Source organism: Pseudomonas sp. LBUM1658, from assembly GCF_059716055.1.
In genome coordinates, this window is the sequence record NZ_CP166798.1 from 5407529 (window position 1) to 5426771 (window position 19243).

Consider the following 19243-nt stretch of genomic DNA (forward strand, 5'->3'; position numbering starts at 1 on the left):
GTAGGAGCTGCCGCAGGCTGCGATCTTTTGATCTTTTGATCTTTTGATCTTTTGATCTTTTGATCTTTTGATCTTATGGACCGCCCTACCCCCGCCGATCCAGCAGATTCACCACCACCCGATCCACCCAACCCCAGACCCGCTGCTTGACCCGTCGCCACAGCGGCCGGCGTCGCCACGCCTCAAGGCTGACGGCCTGGCTCTGGGCAAAGTCCGCCTCGAAACTCGCCGCCACCGCACGCGTCAGCTCAGGGTCGAGGGCTTCCAGATTGGCTTCCAGGTTGAAGCGCAGATTCCAGTGATCGAAGTTGCACGAACCGATGCTCACCCAATCATCGATCAACACCATTTTCAGGTGCAGAAAACACGGCTGATACTCGAAGATCTTCACCCCGGCCTTGAGCAGACGCGGGTAGTAGCGATGCCCCGCATAGCGCACCGACGGGTGATCGGTGCGCGGTCCGGTGAGCAGCAAACGCACATCGATGCCCCGTGTTGCGGCCCGGCGCAACGAGCGGCGGACTTTCCAGGTCGGCAGGAAGTACGGGGTCGCCAGCCAGATCCGCCGCTGCCCGCTGTTCAAGGCACGCGTCAGTGATTGCAGGATATCCCGATGTTGACGGGCGTCGGCATACGCCACCCGGCCCATGCCCTGCCCCGCCGACGGTACCTTTGGCAGGCGCTGCAGGCCAAAGCTCGAGGCCGGTTTCCAGGCCTTGCGATGACGGTTGGCAATCCATTGCCGGTCGAACAGCATCTGCCAGTCTTGCACCAGCGGGCCGACGATTTCCACCATCACCTCATGCCATTCGCTGGTGTCCTCGCCGGGCGTCCAGAACTCATCGGTGACACCGGTGCCGCCGACCACCGCCATGCGTTGATCGACCAACAGCAGCTTGCGATGATCGCGATACAGGTTGCGCACCCAACGCCGCCAGCTCAGGCGGTTGTAGAACCGTAGCTCGACCCCGGCCAGGATCAGTCGGTTGCGCAAACTCAAGGTGAAGGCCAGGCTGCCGTAATCGTCGAACAGGCAGCGTACTCGAACGCCGCGTTCGGCCGCCTGCACCAGCGCCTGGACCATCGCTTCGGCACAGGCTCCGGCCTCCACCAGGTACAACTCAAGCTCAACCTGAGTCTCGGCACGGGCAATCGCCACCAGCATGCGCGGGAAGAAACCCGGCCCGTCGATCAGCAATTCGAAGCTGTTACCTTCACGCCAGGGGAATACCGGACCACTCATCTCAGCGCGCCGTAAAAATCAGCACCGCACCTACCGGCACCGAAAGACTGATCGCCGATAATCCAGCAGTCTTGCGTAACGCATTCAAGCCCGGCGCCAAATCGAAGTCCTCGGCATTGAGCACCAGCGGCTCAAGGGTGACCACCTGGAAACGCCGATCGTCCAGCCTGGTAGCCAGCAGTTCGGCATTGTAGTTCTGCTCTTTGCCGTGGAGCTTTACCGTCAGCGGCAGCCGCAGTTCGAGCTGCGCGCCAGGAGCCAGATCGTTGATCGGCTGCAGATTGATTTGTGCAGAGATCAGCGCCTGGGGGAAGGTCTTGATGTCGAACAGGTCCTGGCGCACGCGCTCATCACGCAGCGGAATCCCGCTATTGACCGAATCCAGATCGACCTGCACCTGCGCCATCCCCTTGGGGTCGACCTTGCCGTGCAGCACCAAAAAGCGCTGAACTTCGGAGATATTTGCGTTCTTGGTGGTGATAAACGACAGACGCGAAGACTCGCCATCCAGGTACCAGTTGGCGTGGGCGGACACAGAGGCGCAAGTCGTCAGCAGCAAAGCGCACAGTTTGAAGAGCGAAGCGTTGGGCATAACAACTCATGGGCGAATAAACTTGAGCTGAACCTTAACTGGCCGCAGGCGAGTTGCAAACCTTCGGTTGCTTGGCCGCACCCCAGATACAGAGCCGAGCACCTCCCTTATGGCGAGCGGGCCTGCCCCCTCGCCACAGTCAAGGCAACAGCCGGCAACCCTGGCTCTCGCCGATCCATCCAGCGCTGTGGGTTCGCCCCATCCCACTGGCTGTCACCCGTTTGTTCGCCGGATCATCAACAAACCCGCTAGTGGGCAGGTATTGCTTCACATAGGCCTGGCAATACTCCGCCGGGTTGTTCATCACATAGCGGCAGGAACAATACTCCTTGGCGGTGTAGGCGCTGATGATGTCCGGGAACGCCTGCAACGCCTCCCTTTCCTGCCAGCCCCAGCCGAGCAGCACCAGCATCAGCACCAGCAGCAGGCTGCTGAACGGTCGGCGACGGACAAAACCCCGGCGGCTCATGGCTGCACCGCTGGGCCAAATACGGCCAGGGCGCGTTCGAGTAATTCGTTGTGCCAGTAACTGCCATCGCGATCATCGCCATAACGCACGATCACCAGCTTTTCGCTGGGAATCACATACAGCGCCTGGCCCCAATGACCCAGTGCGGCGAAGGTATCGGCGGGCGCCGCCGGCCAGGGTTTGCCTGTGCCATCCAGCGCAAGATTGAGCCACCAATGACCACCGGGTACGGCTTCGTCCTGCCTGGCTTGATAGTGGGCAAAGGGTTGGCGATTGAACTCGACCCAGTCCTTGGGCAGCAGTTGCCGCTCCCGCCAACGACCGTCGCGCTGCATCAACAGACCGATTCGCGCCAGATCGCGAGCCGTCAGGTAGGCATAGGACGAGGCGACAAACGTACCGCTGGCGTCGCTTTCCCATACCGCATTGCGAATGCCCAAGGGCTCGAACAGCGCCGTCCAGGGATAGTCCGGGTACTGCGCGCCGAGCATGTTCTTCAGTGCTGCGGATAACAGGTTGCTGTCGCCGCTGGAGTAGCGAAACGCCTGGCCCGGCGCGCTGAGCCGGTCATGAGCGGTGGTAAATGCAGCCATATCGCTGCGGCCACGGGTGTACAGCATGGCCACCACCGATGACTTCAACGGGGCGTACTCATAGTCTTCCTGCCAATCCAGGCCCGACGCCCAGTGCAGCAGATCGGCCATGGAAATCGCCGGATGCCGTTGCAGCGGCGGATAAAACTTCGCCACCGGGTCCTGCAAGGTAAAACGGCCCTCGCCATAAGCCACGCCCAACACCGTGGCCATCAGGCTTTTGCTGATCGACCAGGTCAGATGCGGGGTATCGGCGGTGGTTGGCCCGGCATAACGTTCATAGATCAACTGACCGTCGCGGATCACCAGCAAGGCATCGGTGCGGATGCCTTTGTGAGTACTGTCGTCGCGGGGCTGGAAGGCGTAGTCCTCAAGGGCATTGAGCGCCGGACCGGAGACCTGCGGACCCTGGGACCATTGTTCGGCAGGCCAGTATTCGGCGACGGCATGAGCACTCATGAAAAACAGCGCGATCAGCAGGGTCGAGCCTTTGAACATGGCGGAGACTCAGGAGGATGAACCTGCTGAGCCTAGCCGGGATAGATGACAGTTTTGAAATCTCTCATGGTAAACACAGATCCCGTAGGAGCTGCCGCAGGCTGCGATCTTTTCGCAAACACACCGGTATCACAGAGAATCAAGATCAAAAGATCGCAGGCTACGCCAGCTCCTACGCCTGCAACGCCTTCGCCAAGCGCTTGGCCCGCGCCCCGGCCGCCAATTCCAGCACGGCCCTATCACGCCCCCACAACGCCGCCCACTCCGACGGGCCATCGGCGAATGCTTCGTTCAACTCGGACCGGAGCCCATCGAACTGCGCGAACAAACCACCCAGCAACACATGCCCGGCACTCGAACCCGGGTTCTGCCGACTGACTTGCGCACACCCCGCCAATAACGCCAACAACCGCAGTTGCAGGTTCTGCGGCCAGTCGCTGTCCTGGCCGACGCCATACAACCAGGCGCTCATGGCACTCAGCACATAGATGTCTTCCAGGGTGCGGAACGGTTTGACGTAGGCGTCCCAACCATCCCCTGCGAGCAATTCGCAGAAGGCATTGTCGAGAAACAGCCGACCGTGGCTGATGTCCGGCATCAACGGAATCGCCGGCAGTTTCTCCAGTCGTACCCCGGGTTCACCGGGGTACACCACGGCCAGACTCAACCGCGGCAATTCACCCGGCGCCTCGCAGCGCGCGGCAATCAGCAACCAGTCCGCCGCATCACCGGCGGTGACGAAATCCTTGCGCCCGCTCAACCGCAAGTCATCCAGACGGGTCTGCATGTCCGCCGGGCGCAGGCTGCGCTGTTCGGTCGCGCACAAGGCACCCAGGCTCGGCGGCGCACTGGGCCAAAGCATACGCAGCGCCGCCTGATAACCCACCAGAAATGCCAGCCCGGGCGTTGCCATCAATCGACCGCCACGCACGGCCAATTCGAACGGGGTGACGCTGCCCAGTTGCTGTAACAACGCCCCAAAACCCTCGGCCAGATCCGGATTGGCGGGCAGACGTTTGCAGTGGGACAACAGGGCTTGCCAAGGCATGGGAGGTTCCTCAAGGGGCTGTCATAGAAGCATCACCAAAGCTTCATGGCGATGACACCGGGGCTACATAGCCTGACTTTGCACAACAAGTTTGCATAAAGAAAGTCGATCGGCTGCAACCCACGACGAGTAAGTAGCCCGTATGGAGATTCGCAATGACTCAGATCGCCCGCCTCAGCGACACCGGCAATGAACGCCGCCTGCAAGCCGAACGCCTGATCGGTGCCGAGGCCTTGCAGGAAGCCCAGGCCTTGCGCTTCAACGTTTTCAGCGGCGAGTTCAACGCCAGGCTGAAAGGCGCCGAGCTCGGTCTGGACATGGATGACTATGATGTTCACTGCGCTCATATCGGCGTACGTGACCTCAATACTGGCCGTCTGGTTGCCACCACCCGCTTGCTCGACCACCATGCCGCCAGCAGCCTGGGACGTTTCTACAGCGAAGAAGAATTCAGCCTTCACGGCCTGGTGCACCTCAAGGGCCCGATCCTCGAGATCGGTCGCACCTGCGTCGACCCGGCCTACCGCAACGGCGGCACCATCGCCGTGCTCTGGGGCGAACTGGCCGAAGTACTCAACGAAGGCGGTTACAGCTACCTGATGGGCTGCGCCAGCATCCCGATGCAGGACGGCGGGATTCAGGCCCAGGCGATCATGCAACGCCTGCGCGAACGTTACCTGTGCACCGAGCACTTGCGCGCCGAACCGAAGAAACCACTGCCGGTCCTCGACATCCCGTCCAACGTAATCGCCGAAATGCCGCCGCTGCTCAAGGCCTACATGCGTCTGGGCGCGAAAATCTGCGGCGAACCGTGCTGGGACGAGGACTTCCAGGTCGCCGACGTGTTCATCCTGCTCAAACGTGATGAGTTGTGCCCGCGCTACGCCCGGCACTTCAAGGCGGCTGTCTGATGAGCCGGCTACGAGTGTATGCGCGAATTGCGCGAGTGCTGGTGGTGGTTGCCCTGGGGTTGACCATGGCCACCCTGTTCGGCCTGTTCGAGCGCATGGGCGTGGCCAACTCCATGCTTCGGCGCCAGCGCTGGTCGCGGTTTTTCATGGCGCGGCTGGGCAATGCCCTGCCCTTTCGCGTGACCGTTCACGGTGAACTGCCGCAGCAGCCGATGCTGTGGGTCAGCAATCATGTGTCCTGGACCGACATTCCGCTGCTCGGCATGCTGGCGCCGCTGTCGTTCCTGTCCAAGGCCGAAGTGCGCACCTGGCCGGTCGCCGGCTGGCTGGCGGCCAAGGCCGGCAGTCTGTTCATCCGTCGCGGCTCGGGCGACAGCCAGTTGATCCGCAAACAGATGGGCCGTCATCTGCAGCAAGAGCATCCGCTGCTGATGTTCCCGGAAGGCACCACTACCGATGGCCGTTCGCTGCGCACCTTCCACGGCCGCTTGCTGTCCGCCGCCATCGACGCCGACGTCGCCCTGCAACCGGTGGCTATTCGCTACTTGCGTGACGGTCAGATCGACCCGCTGGCACCCTTCATTGGCGACGATGATCTGCTGTCGCACCTGATGCGCTTGTTTGCCAATGATCAGGGCGAGGTGGAAATTCATCTGCTCAAACCGATTGCCTGCAATGGCCAGGAACGTGCGGCGCTGGCGTTTCAGGCGCAGCAAGCGGTGCAGAAAGCGTTGTTTGGTGAGGTCGTTCAGCCTGCTGTACCGCGTCGTGCCGGCGAGCTGGTCGCTGCCTGAACATTTCAATGTCAATGCAAAAAAGATCGCAGCCTGCGGCAGCGCCCACAGGCGCGTAGGAGCTGCCGCAGGCTGCAATCTTTAGATCTTGATCTTGACTAAATATGCCGCGCCGCAAACACCTGCAACTCGGGATAGAACAACCGAAAATCCTCGCTCAACGGTTCATACAACCTTTCCAGTTCCTGCATCGCAGCGGCCAGCTCCTCGGGCCGTGACAAGCGTCGCGAGATGCCCCGCAGCACTTGCTCCAACACCGTAAAATCCCGATACGAACCCAACCAGTCATGGGCCGCCATGTGCGGCGCAATGTCCGCCAGGCGTCCGGGCAATTGCGGTTCAGCGGCCAGCACCCGATAAACCTCAGCGGTGAAGCTATCCAGCGGGCGGTCGGCATACAGCTGCCAGTCCCGCGCCAGGCAATGGTCGAAGAACACGTCCAGGACAATCCCGGCATATCGCCGCCGTGTCAGCGAAAACCGCGACAGCGATACGTCCACCAGCGGATGGCGATCGGTAAACACGTCGATATGGCGATGCAACTGAATCGCCGCCTCGGTCTGGGGATCGAACTGCCCCTGCAGGCGGCCTTTGACGAAGTCGCCATACAGGCTGCCGAGCAGTTGGGACGGAAGTTGGCCGCCGAGGTGAAGATGTGCGAGATAATTCATGGCGTCCAGTTTAGCACCACGCCTCACATATCGTTATAACTCGATATACCGATTTACATTGACCTCAGATCAAAATCATATTGGTATATCGCGATTCAACGATTTAAAGTTCGCCTTATCGCGATATAACGTTTTACTCATCACGAGCAACCGCCATGTCCATCGACCTCGACGAAATAATAAAAGCCCTGGCGCACCCAGTACGGCGAGAAATCCTTCACTGGCTCAAAGACCCGACGGTCGAGTTTCCCGACCAGAGTCACAGCAACGAGCACGGCGTCTGTGCCGGACAGATCGATCAGCGCTGCGGCCTGTCGCAATCGACCGTGTCTGCTCATTTGGCGACCTTGCAACGTGCGGGTCTGATCAGCAGCCGGAAAGTCGGTCAATGGCACTTCTTCAAACGCAACGAGGAAGCGATTCAGGAATTCCTCCGAGCCATCAGCAAAGAGCTCTGACCCAGAGCTTTACAAGGACTGCACATGCCCCTCTCGCTAATCATCCTGGCCCTGAGCGCCTTCGCCATCGGCACCACCGAGTTCGTCATCATGGGTTTGCTGCCCGAAGTGGCGGCCGACCTTGGTGTGTCGATTCCCGGCGCCGGTTGGCTGGTGACCGGCTACGCCCTGGGCGTGGCCATCGGCGCGCCGTTCATGGCAATGGCCACCGCCAGGCTGCCGCGCAAGGCCGCTTTGGTGGCGTTGATGGGCATCTTTATCGTCGGCAACCTGCTCTGCGCGATGGCCAGTGACTACAACGTGCTGATGTTCGCTCGAGTGGTGACCGCCCTGTGTCACGGCGCCTTCTTCGGTATCGGTTCGGTGGTCGCCGCCGGCCTGGTACCGGCCAACAAACGCGCGTCGGCGGTGGCCTTGATGTTCACCGGCCTGACCCTGGCCAACGTGCTGGGCGTGCCACTGGGCACAGCCCTGGGTCAGGAAGCCGGCTGGCGTTCGACTTTCTGGGCAGTGACCGTGATCGGTGTGGTGGCGTTGATCGGCCTGATCCGCTTCCTGCCGGCTAAACGCGATGAAGAAAAACTCGACATGCGCTCGGAACTGGCCGCGCTCAAAGGCGCCGGGATCTGGTTGTCGCTGAGCATGACCGCACTGTTCTCCGCGTCGATGTTCACCCTCTTCACCTATGTGGCACCGCTGCTGGGCGACGTCACCGGCATCTCGCCCAAAGGCGTGACCTGGACCCTGCTGTTGATCGGCCTGGGGCTGACTGTCGGCAACATCATCGGCGGCAAGCTGGCGGACAAACGCCTGGCGGCCACGCTGATCGGAGTCTTCATCTCCATGGCCGTGGTCTCGACCGTATTGAGCTGGACCAGCACCGCAGTGATCCCGACTGAAATCACCCTGTTCCTCTGGGCCGCCGCGTCGTTCGCCGCGGTACCGGCCCTGCAAGTGAATGTCGTGACCTTCGGCAAGGCCGCACCGAACCTGGTGTCGACCCTGAATATCGGCGCCTTCAACATCGGCAACGCCCTCGGCGCCTGGGTTGGCGGCAGCGTGATTGCCCACGGTTTCGGCTTGACCAGCGTGCCCCTGGCCGCTGCAGCACTGGCGGTCCTCGCACTGCTGGTGACGCTGATAACTTTTCGTCAGAGCGGCAATGCCGAGCTGGCCCCTGCTACCAACTGATCATCAAGAGGGTTGTATCCATGGCAACTATTTTCGATCCCATCAAACTCGGCGACCTCGAACTGCCGAACCGCATCATCATGGCACCGCTGACTCGCTGCCGCGCCGATGAAGGCCGTGTGCCGAACGCGCTGATGGCTGAATACTATGTTCAGCGCGCCTCCGCCGGCCTGATCCTCAGCGAGGCCACTTCGGTCACGCCAATGGGCGTCGGCTACCCGGACACCCCGGGCATCTGGTCCAACGACCAGGTACGCGGCTGGACCAACGTGGTCAAGGCCATTCACGGCGCTGGCGGGCGGATCTTCCTGCAACTGTGGCACGTCGGGCGGGTTTCCCACCCGTCCTACCTGAACGGTGAAGCACCGGTGGCCCCGAGCGCCATTCAGCCCAAAGGTCATGTCAGCCTGGTTCGTCCACTGGCCGACTACCCGACACCACGGGCACTGGAAACCGCTGAAATCGCCGAGATCGTCGACGCTTACCGCGTGGGTGCCGAGAACGCCAAGGCCGCCGGTTTCGACGGAGTGGAAATCCATGGCGCCAACGGTTATCTGCTCGACCAGTTCCTGCAAAGCAGCACCAACCAGCGCACCGACCACTATGGCGGCTCCCTGGAAAACCGCGCACGGCTGATGCTCGAAGTGACTGACGCAGTGATCGAAGTCTGGGGTGCTGGCCGGGTCGGCATGCACCTGGCACCGCGGGCCGACTCCCACGACATGGGTGACGACAACCTGTCCGAGACCTTCACCTACGTCGCCAGTGAACTGGGCAAACGCGGCATCGCGTTCATCTGCTCCCGTGAGAAAGAAGGTGCCGACAGCCTCGGCCCGCAACTCAAGGAAGCCTTCGGCGGCCCGTACATCGCCAACGAACGCTTCACCAAGGCCAGCGCCAACGCCTGGCTGGCCAGCGGCAAGGCCGATGCCATCGCCTTCGGCGTGCCCTTCATCGCCAACCCGGACCTGCCGGCACGCCTGAAGGCCGATGCCGAACTGAACCAGGCGCATCCGGAAACCTTCTATGCCAAAGGTCCGGTGGGTTATATCGATTACCCAGTGCTATAAAAGCAAAAAGCCCCGACTTGTGAGAGACGGGGCTTTTTGGGGATAAACCAGAGACTTTCAGCGCGTACCAGATCGCCAAGATCGCAGCCTTCGGCAGCTCAAGTTCTGTGTACACCTGCTATTTAAAAGGTGAACCCGGCCCGGCGTAGGAGCTGCCGCAGGCTGCGATCTTTTCAGCCCCCCTTTAAGCGCTGACCGGACACCCGGTCGCTGCCTGCAATTCCTCCAGGCTCACACCCGCCGCCAGTTCAACCAGCTTCAAACCTTGCTCGGTCACGTCCAGCACCGCCAGATCGGTGATGATCCGATCCACCACGCCGACACCGGTCAGGGGCAGGTCGCACTGTTTGAGCAATTTATGGCTACCACCCTTGGCCGTGTGCTCCATCAACACCACCACACGTTTGACGCCGGCCACCAGGTCCATCGCCCCGCCCATGCCCTTGACCATCTTGCCGGGGATCATCCAGTTGGCCAGATCGCCCTGCTCCGAGACCTGCATGGCCCCGAGGATCGACAGGTTGATATGACCGCCACGGATCATGGCAAAGGAGTCAGCGCTATTGAAGAAGCTACTGCCGGGCAAGGTGGTGATGGTCTGTTTACCGGCATTGATCAGGTCCGGATCGACCTCGTTGTCGAGGGGAAACGGGCCGATGCCGAGCAAGCCGTTCTCGCTCTGCAACCAGACGTCCATGCCTTCGGGAATATAGTTGGCCACCAGGGTCGGCAAGCCAATACCGAGGTTGACGTAAAAACCGTCCTGCAATTCTTGGGCGGCGCGTTGCGCCATTTCTTCACGAGTCCAGGCCATGATCAGGCGCTCCGCACAGTGCGTTGTTCGATGCGTTTTTCCGGCTGGGCATTGAGCACCAGTCGCTGCACGTAGATACCCGGCAAGTGGACTTGATCGGGATCCAGCTCACCGATCTCGACAATTTCTTCCACCTCGACCACGCAAACCTTGGCCGCCATAGCCGCCAGCGGGTTGAAGTTGCGAGCGGTCTTGTTGAACAGCAGATTGCCGGACTTGTCGGCCTTCCAGGCTTTGACCAGGGCCACGTCGGCGCGCAGCGAGCGCTCCATCACGTACCACTCGCCATCGAACTCACGGGTTTCCTTGCCTTCGGCCACCAGCGTGCCGTAGCCGGTCTTGGTGAAGAACGCCGGGATGCCTGCACCACCGGCCCGGAGTTTTTCCGCCAGGGTGCCTTGGGGAGTGAACTCCAGCTCCAGCTCACCGGCCAGGTACTGGCGCTCGAATTCCTTGTTCTCGCCAACATAGGAGGAAATCATCTTGCGGATCTGCCGGGTGGTCAGCAGCTGACCCAGACCAAAGCCATCGACGCCGGCATTGTTACTGATCACCGTCAGCTCGCGCTTGCCGGTGTCGCGCAATGCCTCGATCAAGGCCTCAGGAATACCGCACAACCCAAAGCCACCGACTGCGAGAGTCATACCGTCTTCGACGAGCCCCTGCAGGGCGGATTCAGCACTCGAGTAAATCTTGTTCACGTATTCTTCCTCGAATTCACCACGACGCACACGTATGCGGCCACGGCCTGTTTGCTCGGGCCGGGAGAAGATAGAGCCATCCAGCACTGTCTTCCCCGATTTTCGCTACTGCGTCAGCTTAGCCCTTGCGCTGCCCCCAGGCCACGGCCAGACCACTGACACAAATCACTAGAATGCCGATGACGCCGAATATATCCGGCGTATGACCAAAGATCAGGTAGCCATACATCCCGGCAAACAGGATCTGCCCGTAGCTGAAGGGCGCGAGCATCGCCGGTGCGGCGTGGCGAAAGGCCTGGGTCAGCAGCATATGGCCGAGCATGCCGCAGGTGCCCAGGCCGATCATGAACAACGCGTGAATGAGTGTGGGCGTGCTCCAGAAAAATGCCAGCAGCGCACTCATGATCAGGCTGTTGAGAATACCGGTAAGGAAGTTGCTGGTAGTCGGGCTGTCGATGCCGCTGAGCTTGCGGGTCAGCAATTGATAGAAGCCAAAGCACAGCGCCGAGCACAACGGCAGGATTATCGCCGGGGTAAACAGCGCGCCGCCTGGACGCACCACGATCAGCACGCCGACAAAACCGGCCAACACCGCCAACCATTGGCTACGGGTCACCTGCTCCTTGAGCAGCGGAACGGACAAGGCCGTCACCAGCAACGGCGCGAGGAAGTTGACCGCCGTGGCTTCGGCCAGCGGGATATAACGCAAGCCCGTGGTGAAAAACAGGCTGGTACCGATCAGGCATAGCGCGCGCAATACCTGAAGCCCGGGGCGCTTGGTGCGCACCACCGCGGAAAAACCGCTGCGGGGCACAAAGATCACCAACATCAATAGCGTGTGCACCACGTAACGAGCCCACACCACCATGACGATGGGATAAAAACCCGACAAATATTTGGACAGCGCGTCGTGACTGGAGAACAGCAATACCGCCAGACCAATCAGTACGATGCCTTTGACCGGCTGCTCGGAGCCCTTGTACGGCGGGGTGTTCACACTCATTCACAGACTCGCAACAAATTCCCTACAAAATACATAGCTCGCTACCTGTCAAGATAGCGCTATCACGTATATAAAGGCACCCCATCAAAACAAGGCGAACTAACGGTCGATCTTCCGGCGCCTTACTGTTGACACAACCGCACTTAATTACTCATTTTGTCCTGATTGCGCAGGCCTGGACTCAAGCGCAGCATGTCAAATCCGGTATCGACCAGGCGTTCGGCTTCCCTGTGCAGCTCAAAGGCGTCGGGTGCCAGCAGCCACTGGTAAAGGATGCCGTCGATAAACGCATGCATGCTGATCGCAGCTCGGGCGGTATCCAGATTCTCGGGAAGCTGCCCTCGATTCACCGCATTGCGTAAGGCCAGCCCGATCCGCACATTGCAATCCAGGGTGGCGATGCGGCGCTGCTGACGCAGATCGCACATTTCATCGGTGAGTTCGCACTTATGAAACAGAATGTCATTAATGCGTTGGGTCTTCGGGTCCAGGGCAACTTGATGAAACAAATGAATCAGCAGCTTGCGCATGCAACCCAAGGGGTCGAGTTCGGCTTCATCTTCACTGGCCCTGGCCATCTCATCCAACGGCTCATGCAAGGTGTCGAGCATGGCCTGGAGCAGATCCGCCTTGTTGCTGAAATGCCAGTAAATGGCCCCGCGCGTAACACCCGCCAGCGTTGCGATGTCCGCCAGCGTGGTCCGCGCCACACCCCGCTCATAAAAGGCTTTCTCTGCCGCTTCGAGTATCTGGCTACGGGTTTCCAGGGCTTCCTCTTTGGTACGACGGACCATGACAGTACTACCTCAATCAGGGCGTTTCAGGCGATGGGTAACGATCATCTGAACAAATATGGGGCGAGTCTCTCGGGTCTCGTCCCCGGCCTACAAATCACACCTTTTATGGCTTTTGTAACGGTATCGATACGTAACCAAGGTATTTACAAACAACCATGAACGTAAGTATATTACTTAGCAAGCTACTTATCTACTCAGCGCACATTTTTTACCCTTCCACCTTTCTAGTGCGCTTTTGCGCGCCTGACCCGAGGATTTTCATGCAATTCAAGCCAGCTATCACCGCTCTGGTTGCTGCCGTTGCCCTGGCAGCGCTGCTCAGCGGATGCAAAAAGGAAGAGGCAGCCCCTGCCCCACAAGCCCCTCAGGTCGGCGTCGTTACCCTGCAAGCTCAAGCCTTTACCCTGACTTCCGAGCTTCCGGGCCGCACCACGTCGTTCCGCATGGCGGAAGTCCGCCCTCAGGTCAATGGCATCATTCTCAAGCGTCTGTTCAAGGAAGGTGGCGAGGTCAAGGCCGGCCAGCAGCTGTACCAGATCGATCCATCGGTCTATGAAGCCACTCTGAAAAGCGCACAGGCGAACCTGCAATCGACCAAGTCGATTTCCGATCGCTACAAGCAGCTGGTCAGCGAGCAAGCCGTCAGCCGCCAGGAATACGACACGGCCGTGGCCAATCGTTTGCAATCGGAAGCCAGCCTGCAAAGCGCGCAGATCAACCTGCGCTACACCAAAGTGCTCGCCCCGCTGTCCGGGCGTATCGGTCGTTCTTCGGTCACCGAAGGTGCACTGGTCAACAGCGGCCAGGCCGATGCCATGGCGGTGATTCAGCAACTGGACCCGATCTATGTCGACGTCACTCAGTCCTCGGTTGAGCTGCTCGAGCTGCGCCGCGAACTGGAAAGCGGTCGCCTGCAAAAGGCCGGCGCGAATGCGGCCATGGTCAAGCTGACCCTGGAAGACGGCAGCCAGTACAAACTGGACGGCAAACTGGAGTTCTCCGAAGTCTCGGTGGATGAAACCACCGGTTCCGTGACCCTGCGTGCCGTGTTCCCGAACCCCGATCACACGCTGCTGCCGGGCATGTTCGTCCACGCGCAGTTGCAGTCCGGGGTGAACGCCGCCGCGATTCTCGCCCCACAGCAGGGCGTGACCCGCGACCTGAAAGGCTCTCCGACCGCTCTGGTGGTTGGCCCGGATAATAAGGTCGAACTGCGTCAGCTCAAGGCCAGCCGCACGGTCGGCAACCAGTGGCTGATCGAGGATGGCCTGAAAGCCGGCGATCGCCTGATCACCGAAGGCCTGCAATACGTCAAACCTGGCGTTGAAGTCAAGGCCACCGAGGCGACCAACGTGACTACGAAAAACCCGGCCCCTGCACAGACATCAAACGCAGTTGCAGGCGGCAAAGGGGAGTAAACCATGTCGAAATTTTTTATCGACCGTCCGATTTTCGCCTGGGTAATTGCCCTGGTGATCATGCTGGTCGGGGCTCTATCGATCCTCAAGTTGCCGATCAACCAGTACCCAAGCATTGCGCCACCCGCTATCGCGATCCAGGTGACCTACCCCGGCGCTTCTGCGCAGACCGTGCAGGACACCGTGGTGCAAGTCATCGAGCAGCAGCTCAACGGTATCGACAACCTGCGTTATGTGGCCTCGGAAAGTAACTCCGACGGCAGCATGACCATTACCGCGACCTTCGAACAGGGCACCAACTCCGATACCGCGCAGGTTCAGGTTCAGAACAAACTGAACCTGGCCACCCCGCTGCTGCCGCAAGAAGTGCAGCAGCAGGGTATCCGCGTGACCAAGGCAGTGAAGAACTTCCTGATGGTGATCGGCGTGGTCTCGCGCGATGGCAGCATGACCAAGGACGACCTGTCCAACTACATCGTTTCCAACATGCAGGACCCGATCTCGCGGACCGCGGGCGTCGGTGACTTCCAGGTGTTCGGTGCCCAGTACGCCATGCGTATCTGGCTCGACCCGGCCAAGCTGAACAATTTCAACCTGACTCCGGTGGACGTGAAAGCCGCCATCGCCGCGCAGAACGTCCAGGTCTCGTCCGGGCAACTCGGTGGTTTGCCAGCGGCTCCGGGGCAACAACTGAACGCCACCATCATCGGCAAGACGCGCCTGCAGACTGCCGAGCAGTTCCAGGCCATCCTGCTCAAGGTCAACAAAGACGGCTCGCAAGTGCGTCTGGGTGATGTGGCCGATGTCGGCCTGGGCGGCGAGAACTACAGCATCAGCGCCCAGTTCAACGGCAGTCCGGCCTCCGGTCTGGCGGTCAAACTGGCCACCGGCGCCAACGCACTCGACACCGCAAAAGCCTTGCGCAAGACCATCAGTGACCTGCAACCCTTCTTCCCGGAAGGGATGGAAGTGGTATTCCCGTACGACACCACCCCGGTGGTAACCGAGTCGATCAAGGGTGTGGTTGAAACCCTGGTCGAAGCAGTCGTACTGGTGTTCCTGGTGATGTTCCTGTTCCTGCAAAACTTCCGTGCCACGGTCATCACCACGATGACCGTACCGGTGGTACTGCTCGGGACCTTCGGGATCCTCGCGGCCTTCGGTTTCAGCATCAACACCCTGACCATGTTCGGTATGGTGCTGGCCATCGGCTTGCTGGTGGACGATGCGATCGTCGTGGTGGAAAACGTCGAACGGGTGATGAGCGAAGAAGGACTCTCACCCAAGGAAGCCACCAAGAAATCCATGGGGCAGATCCAAGGTGCCCTGGTCGGTATTGCCCTGGTGCTCTCGGCGGTACTGCTGCCGATGGCGTTCTTCAGTGGCTCGACCGGGGTGATCTACAAGCAATTCTCGATCACCATCGTTTCGGCCATGGCGCTCTCGGTTCTGGTCGCCCTGATCTTCACGCCGGCGCTCTGCGCCACCATGCTCAAGGCGATTCCCAAGGGCGAGCACGGCGTACCGAAACGCGGCTTCTTTGGCTGGTTCAACCGCAACTTCGACCGTGGCGTAAAAAGCTACGAGCGCGGTGTCGCCAACATGCTCAAGCAAAAGGCCCCGTACCTGCTGGCTTACATCATCATCGTGGTCGGCATGATCTGGCTGTTCACCCGCATCCCCACAGCCTTCCTGCCGGAAGAAGACCAAGGCGTACTGTTCGCCCAGGTGCAGACCCCGGCCGGTTCCAGTGCCCAGCGGACTCAGGTGGTGGTCGACGAAATGCGTGAGTTCCTGCTGCGCCCAAGCGCCGACGGCGGTGAAGGCGATGCGGTCAACTCGGTATTTACCGTGACCGGCTTCAACTTCGCCGGCCGTGGCCAAAGCTCGGGCATGGCCTTCATCATGCTCAAGCCTTGGGATGAACGCTCTGCGGAAAACAGCGTATTCAAACTCGCCGCCCGTGCGCAGCAGCACTTCCTCACCTTCCGTGACGCCATGGTGTTCGCCTTCGCGCCACCAGCGGTACTGGAATTGGGTAACGCCACCGGTTTCGACGTATTCCTGCAGGATCGTGCCGGTATCGGTCACGACAAGCTGATGGCGGCACGCAACCAGTTCCTCGGCATGGCAGCGCAAAGCAAGGTGCTGTCGCAGGTCCGTCCCAACGGCCTGAACGATGAACCGCAATACCAGCTGACTATCGATGACGAACGCGCCAGCGCCCTGGGCCTGACCATGACGGACATCAACACCACCCTGTCGATCGGACTGGGCAGTAGTTATGTCAACGACTTCATCGACCGCGGTCGGGTGAAGAAGGTCTTCGTACAAGGCCAGCCCGGCGCCCGCATGAGCCCCGAAGACATCAAGAAATGGTACGTGCGCAACGCCAGCGGAACCATGGTGCCCTTCAGCGCCTTTGCCAAGGGCGAGTGGATTTACGGTGCACCCAAGCTGTCGCGCTACAACGGTGTGGAAGCCATGGAAATCCTCGGCGCCCCGGCACCCGGTTACAGTACCGGTGAAGCCATGGCCGAAGTCGAAGCCCTGGCCAAGAAACTGCCGGCGGGTGTCGGCATCTCCTGGACCGGTCTGTCCTATGAGGAGCGTCTGTCCGGCTCGCAAGCGCCAGCGCTGTATGCACTGTCGCTGCTGATGGTGTTCCTCTGCCTGGCGGCACTCTATGAAAGCTGGTCGATCCCGATCGCGGTCATGCTGGTGGTGCCATTGGGGATCATCGGTGCCCTGCTCGCCACCAGCCTGCGCGGTCTGTCCAACGACGTGTACTTCCAGGTAGGCCTGTTGACGACCATCGGTCTGGCATCGAAAAACGCCATTCTGATCGTCGAGTTTGCCAAGGAACTGCACGAACAGGGACGCACCCTGACCGAGGCGGCCATTGAAGCCTGCCGGATGCGTCTGCGACCGATCATCATGACGTCGCTGGCCTTCGTGCTCGGCGTGGTGCCGCTGGCAATCTCCACCGGTGCGGGCTCCGGCAGCCAGCATGCGATCGGTACCGGGGTAATTGGCGGTATGATCACCGCGACTGTTTTGGCGATCTTCTGGGTGCCGCTGTTCTTTGTCACCGTGTCCTCCATAGGCCAAAGAAAAGTCGCGGACGAACCCGATTCCATTGAAACTGCAAACGAGGCTGGCCAATGAGCAAGTCGCTACTCTCCCTGGCAATTACCGCATTCGTGCTCGGTGGTTGCTCGCTGATACCTGATTATCAGCGGCCGGAAGCGCCGGTCGCGGCGCAGTACCCGCAAGGTCCGGCCTACGACCCTGCCCAGGCCGCCAACATGGCGGCCGCTGAACAGGGCTGGAAGCAGTTTTTCCATGATCCGGCGCTGCAACAGCTGATTCAGACCGCCCTGGAGAACAACCGCGACCTGCGTGTCGCGGCCCTGAACATCGACGCCTTTGCGGCTCAATACCGCATCCAGCGCGCCGACCTGTTCCCGGCCGTCTCGGCGACCGGTAGCGGCAGCCGTCAGCGGGTTCCGGCGAACCTGTCGCAAACCGGCGAGTCGGGCATTACCAGCCAGTACTCGGCGACCCTGGGTATCAGCGCCTATGAGCTGGATCTGTTCGGTCGGGTTCGCAGCCTCAGCGAACAAGCGCTGCAGAGCTACTTCGCCACTGAAGAAGCGCGGCGCAGCACCCAGATCAGCCTGGTGGCCAGCGTGGCCAACGCCTACCTGACCTGGCAGGCCGACAAGGAACTGCTCCAGCTGACCAAGGACACCCTGCGTGCATTCGAGGAGAGTTACAAACTCACCGCGCGCAGCAACGAAGTGGGGGTGGCCTCGGCGCTGGATCTGAGCCAATCGCGGACTTCCGTGGAAAACGCACGGGTTCAATATGCGCGTTATACCCGTCTGGTCGCACAGGACGAGAACAGCCTCGCATTGTTACTGGGCACCCGGATTCCGGCCAACCTGCCAGGCAGTCAGCCGCTAGCCAACGACCTGCTGAGCGAAGTACCCGCAGGCCTGCCTTCGGACTTGCTGCAACGTCGTCCAGACATCCTTGAAGCCGAACACCAGCTCAAGGCGGCCAACGCCAACATCGGCGCGGCACGAGCAGCGTTTTTCCCGAGCATCAGCCTGACGGCCAACGCCGGCACGGCAAGCCCGGACCTGTCCGGTCTGTTCAAAGGCGGTTCGGGGGTCTGGTTGTTCCAGCCGCAAATCAATCTGCCGATCTTCAATGCCGGTAGCTTGAGAGCGAGCCTGGATTACTCGAAAATCCAGAAAGAAATCACCGTCGCACAGTACGAAAAGTCCATCCAGACCGCCTTCCAGGAAGTCTCCGATGGCTTGGCCGCACGCCAGACCTTCAACCAACAGTTGCAGGCCCAGCGTGACTTCGTCAACGCCAACCAGGACTACTACCGCCTGGCCGAGCGTCGCTACCGGATCGGCGTCGACAGCAACCTGACCTTCCTCGATGCCCAGCGCCAGTTGTTCAGCGCACAGCAGGCATTGATCACCGATCGTCTTGCGCAGCTGGCCAGCGAGGTCAATCTGTACAAGGCCCTTGGTGGCGGCTGGAACGAACAGACCGCGAAGAACGAGCCAGTGGCTGAAGAAGCGCCGAAGCTGAAGTTGTTCTGAGAGCCTGACTGAGGATCGTTGAGCGCTCCTTGATGAGGAAAAAAATCCGGAACCTGATAAGGGCTCCGGATTTTTTTTGCCTGCTCCTCAGGAGTCGAATCTACTTGTTACTTATCCTGGATTTCCTTGCTAAACACTTGGTCGCTGCGTAAAAAACAGTACCGCGTAATGCATATAAAACAAGCCTGATCTCTCATCCACTATTCGTGATACGCTAAATTTTTACAGTCGTAAAAAATACTATTTTAATGGCGGGAACATGAGACCATCCTTCGTCCTGACCAGAGAATCTTCAACATCCTGTATTGCTTTGTTTTTCAGATACTTATCCCCAAACGAATTGGACA

18 protein-coding genes are annotated in these 19243 nt (G+C 60.2%); 8 read left to right on the plus strand and 10 right to left on the minus strand.

The window, feature by feature from the left end:
- Positions 1-85: 85 nt before the first annotated feature.
- The 5 genes from ACA064_RS24945 to ACA064_RS24965 all read right to left on the minus strand — a co-directional run bounded on the left by ACA064_RS24945 (position 86) and on the right by ACA064_RS24965 (position 4443).
- A complete protein-coding gene (locus ACA064_RS24945) occupies positions 86-1243 on the minus strand; it encodes a phospholipase D-like domain-containing protein (protein WP_497670509.1) in 1158 nt (385 codons plus the stop codon).
- 1 nt (position 1244) lies between these two features.
- Positions 1245-1835 carry a YceI family protein gene (locus ACA064_RS24950; protein WP_497670510.1) on the minus strand — a complete coding sequence of 197 codons (591 nt, stop codon included), beginning with the start codon at positions 1833-1835 and terminating at the stop codon, positions 1245-1247.
- Positions 1836-1974: 139 nt separating this feature from the next.
- A complete protein-coding gene (locus ACA064_RS24955) occupies positions 1975-2304 on the minus strand; it encodes an amidase (RefSeq protein WP_497670511.1) in 330 nt (109 codons plus the stop codon).
- Complete coding sequence (locus ACA064_RS24960; protein WP_497670512.1) at positions 2301-3395, minus strand: serine hydrolase domain-containing protein; 1095 nt, start codon at positions 3393-3395, stop codon at positions 2301-2303. The genes ACA064_RS24955 and ACA064_RS24960 overlap by 4 nt, the downstream gene beginning before the upstream one ends.
- A 172-nt stretch (positions 3396-3567) precedes the next feature.
- Positions 3568-4443, minus strand: a complete 876-nt coding sequence (locus ACA064_RS24965) for an acyl-CoA dehydrogenase (protein ID WP_497670513.1) — start codon at positions 4441-4443, stop codon at positions 3568-3570.
- A 155-nt stretch (positions 4444-4598) separates the two neighbouring features.
- Here ACA064_RS24965 and olsB point away from each other — a divergent pair, with 155 nt between their 5' ends.
- Together olsB and ACA064_RS24975 are read left to right on the plus strand one after the other, a co-directional pair.
- Complete coding sequence (gene olsB / locus ACA064_RS24970) at positions 4599-5354, plus strand: L-ornithine N(alpha)-acyltransferase (protein WP_497670514.1); 756 nt, start codon at positions 4599-4601, stop codon at positions 5352-5354.
- On the plus strand, positions 5354-6148 hold the full coding sequence (locus tag ACA064_RS24975) for a lysophospholipid acyltransferase family protein (protein WP_497670515.1): 795 nt from the start codon (positions 5354-5356) through the stop codon (positions 6146-6148). Before olsB ends, ACA064_RS24975 begins: the two co-directional genes overlap by 1 nt.
- Before the next feature lie 98 nt (positions 6149-6246).
- On the opposite strand, the gene ACA064_RS24980 is transcribed toward ACA064_RS24975, so the two are convergent.
- Positions 6247-6819, minus strand: coding sequence for an acyl carrier protein phosphodiesterase (locus tag ACA064_RS24980; protein WP_497670516.1), 573 nt, complete (start codon positions 6817-6819; stop codon positions 6247-6249).
- Between the two features lie 155 nt (positions 6820-6974).
- Between ACA064_RS24980 and ACA064_RS24985 the strand changes: the two genes are divergently transcribed.
- Genes ACA064_RS24985 through ACA064_RS24995 form a run of 3 tightly spaced genes read left to right on the plus strand, consistent with a single transcriptional unit; the run spans position 6975 to position 9538 of the window.
- The gene (locus ACA064_RS24985; protein ID WP_497670517.1) at positions 6975-7277 is read left to right on the plus strand and encodes an ArsR/SmtB family transcription factor; all 303 of its coding nucleotides are present in this window, start codon (positions 6975-6977) and stop codon (positions 7275-7277) included.
- Between the two features lie 24 nt (positions 7278-7301).
- A complete protein-coding gene (locus ACA064_RS24990; protein WP_497670518.1) occupies positions 7302-8468 on the plus strand; it encodes an MFS transporter in 1167 nt (388 codons plus the stop codon).
- Between the two features lie 20 nt (positions 8469-8488).
- Positions 8489-9538, plus strand: a complete 1050-nt coding sequence (locus ACA064_RS24995) for an alkene reductase (RefSeq protein ID WP_497670519.1) — start codon at positions 8489-8491, stop codon at positions 9536-9538.
- 184 nt (positions 9539-9722) lie between these two features.
- On the opposite strand, the gene ACA064_RS25000 is transcribed toward ACA064_RS24995, so the two are convergent.
- The 4 genes from ACA064_RS25000 to emhR form a co-directional block, all read right to left on the minus strand.
- Positions 9723-10352 carry a CoA transferase subunit B gene (locus tag ACA064_RS25000; protein ID WP_150645145.1) on the minus strand — a complete coding sequence of 210 codons (630 nt, stop codon included), beginning with the start codon at positions 10350-10352 and terminating at the stop codon, positions 9723-9725.
- 2 nt (positions 10353-10354) lie between these two features.
- Positions 10355-11053 (minus strand): CoA transferase subunit A, encoded by a 699-nt coding sequence (locus ACA064_RS25005; protein ID WP_497670520.1) that lies wholly within the window; start codon positions 11051-11053, stop codon positions 10355-10357.
- A gap of 118 nt (positions 11054-11171) precedes the next feature.
- A complete protein-coding gene (locus ACA064_RS25010; RefSeq protein WP_497670521.1) occupies positions 11172-12056 on the minus strand; it encodes a DMT family transporter in 885 nt (294 codons plus the stop codon).
- Positions 12057-12199: 143 nt separating this feature from the next.
- The gene (gene emhR / locus ACA064_RS25015) at positions 12200-12850 is read right to left on the minus strand and encodes an efflux system transcriptional repressor EmhR (RefSeq protein WP_497670522.1); all 651 of its coding nucleotides are present in this window, start codon (positions 12848-12850) and stop codon (positions 12200-12202) included.
- A 263-nt stretch (positions 12851-13113) separates the two neighbouring features.
- Here emhR and emhA point away from each other — a divergent pair, with 263 nt between their 5' ends.
- Genes emhA through ACA064_RS25030 form a run of 3 tightly spaced genes read left to right on the plus strand, consistent with a single transcriptional unit; the run spans position 13114 to position 18896 of the window.
- Complete coding sequence (gene emhA / locus ACA064_RS25020) at positions 13114-14271, plus strand: efflux RND transporter periplasmic adaptor subunit EmhA (RefSeq protein ID WP_497670523.1); 1158 nt, start codon at positions 13114-13116, stop codon at positions 14269-14271.
- A gap of 3 nt (positions 14272-14274) precedes the next feature.
- Positions 14275-17439 (plus strand): efflux RND transporter permease subunit EmhB, encoded by a 3165-nt coding sequence (gene emhB, locus ACA064_RS25025; RefSeq protein WP_497670524.1) that lies wholly within the window; start codon positions 14275-14277, stop codon positions 17437-17439.
- Positions 17436-18896: an AdeC/AdeK/OprM family multidrug efflux complex outer membrane factor gene (locus ACA064_RS25030; RefSeq protein WP_497670525.1), complete on the plus strand. Its 1461-nt coding sequence runs from the start codon at positions 17436-17438 to the stop codon at positions 18894-18896. The genes emhB and ACA064_RS25030 overlap by 4 nt, the downstream gene beginning before the upstream one ends.
- Positions 18897-19243: the final 347 nt, after the last annotated feature.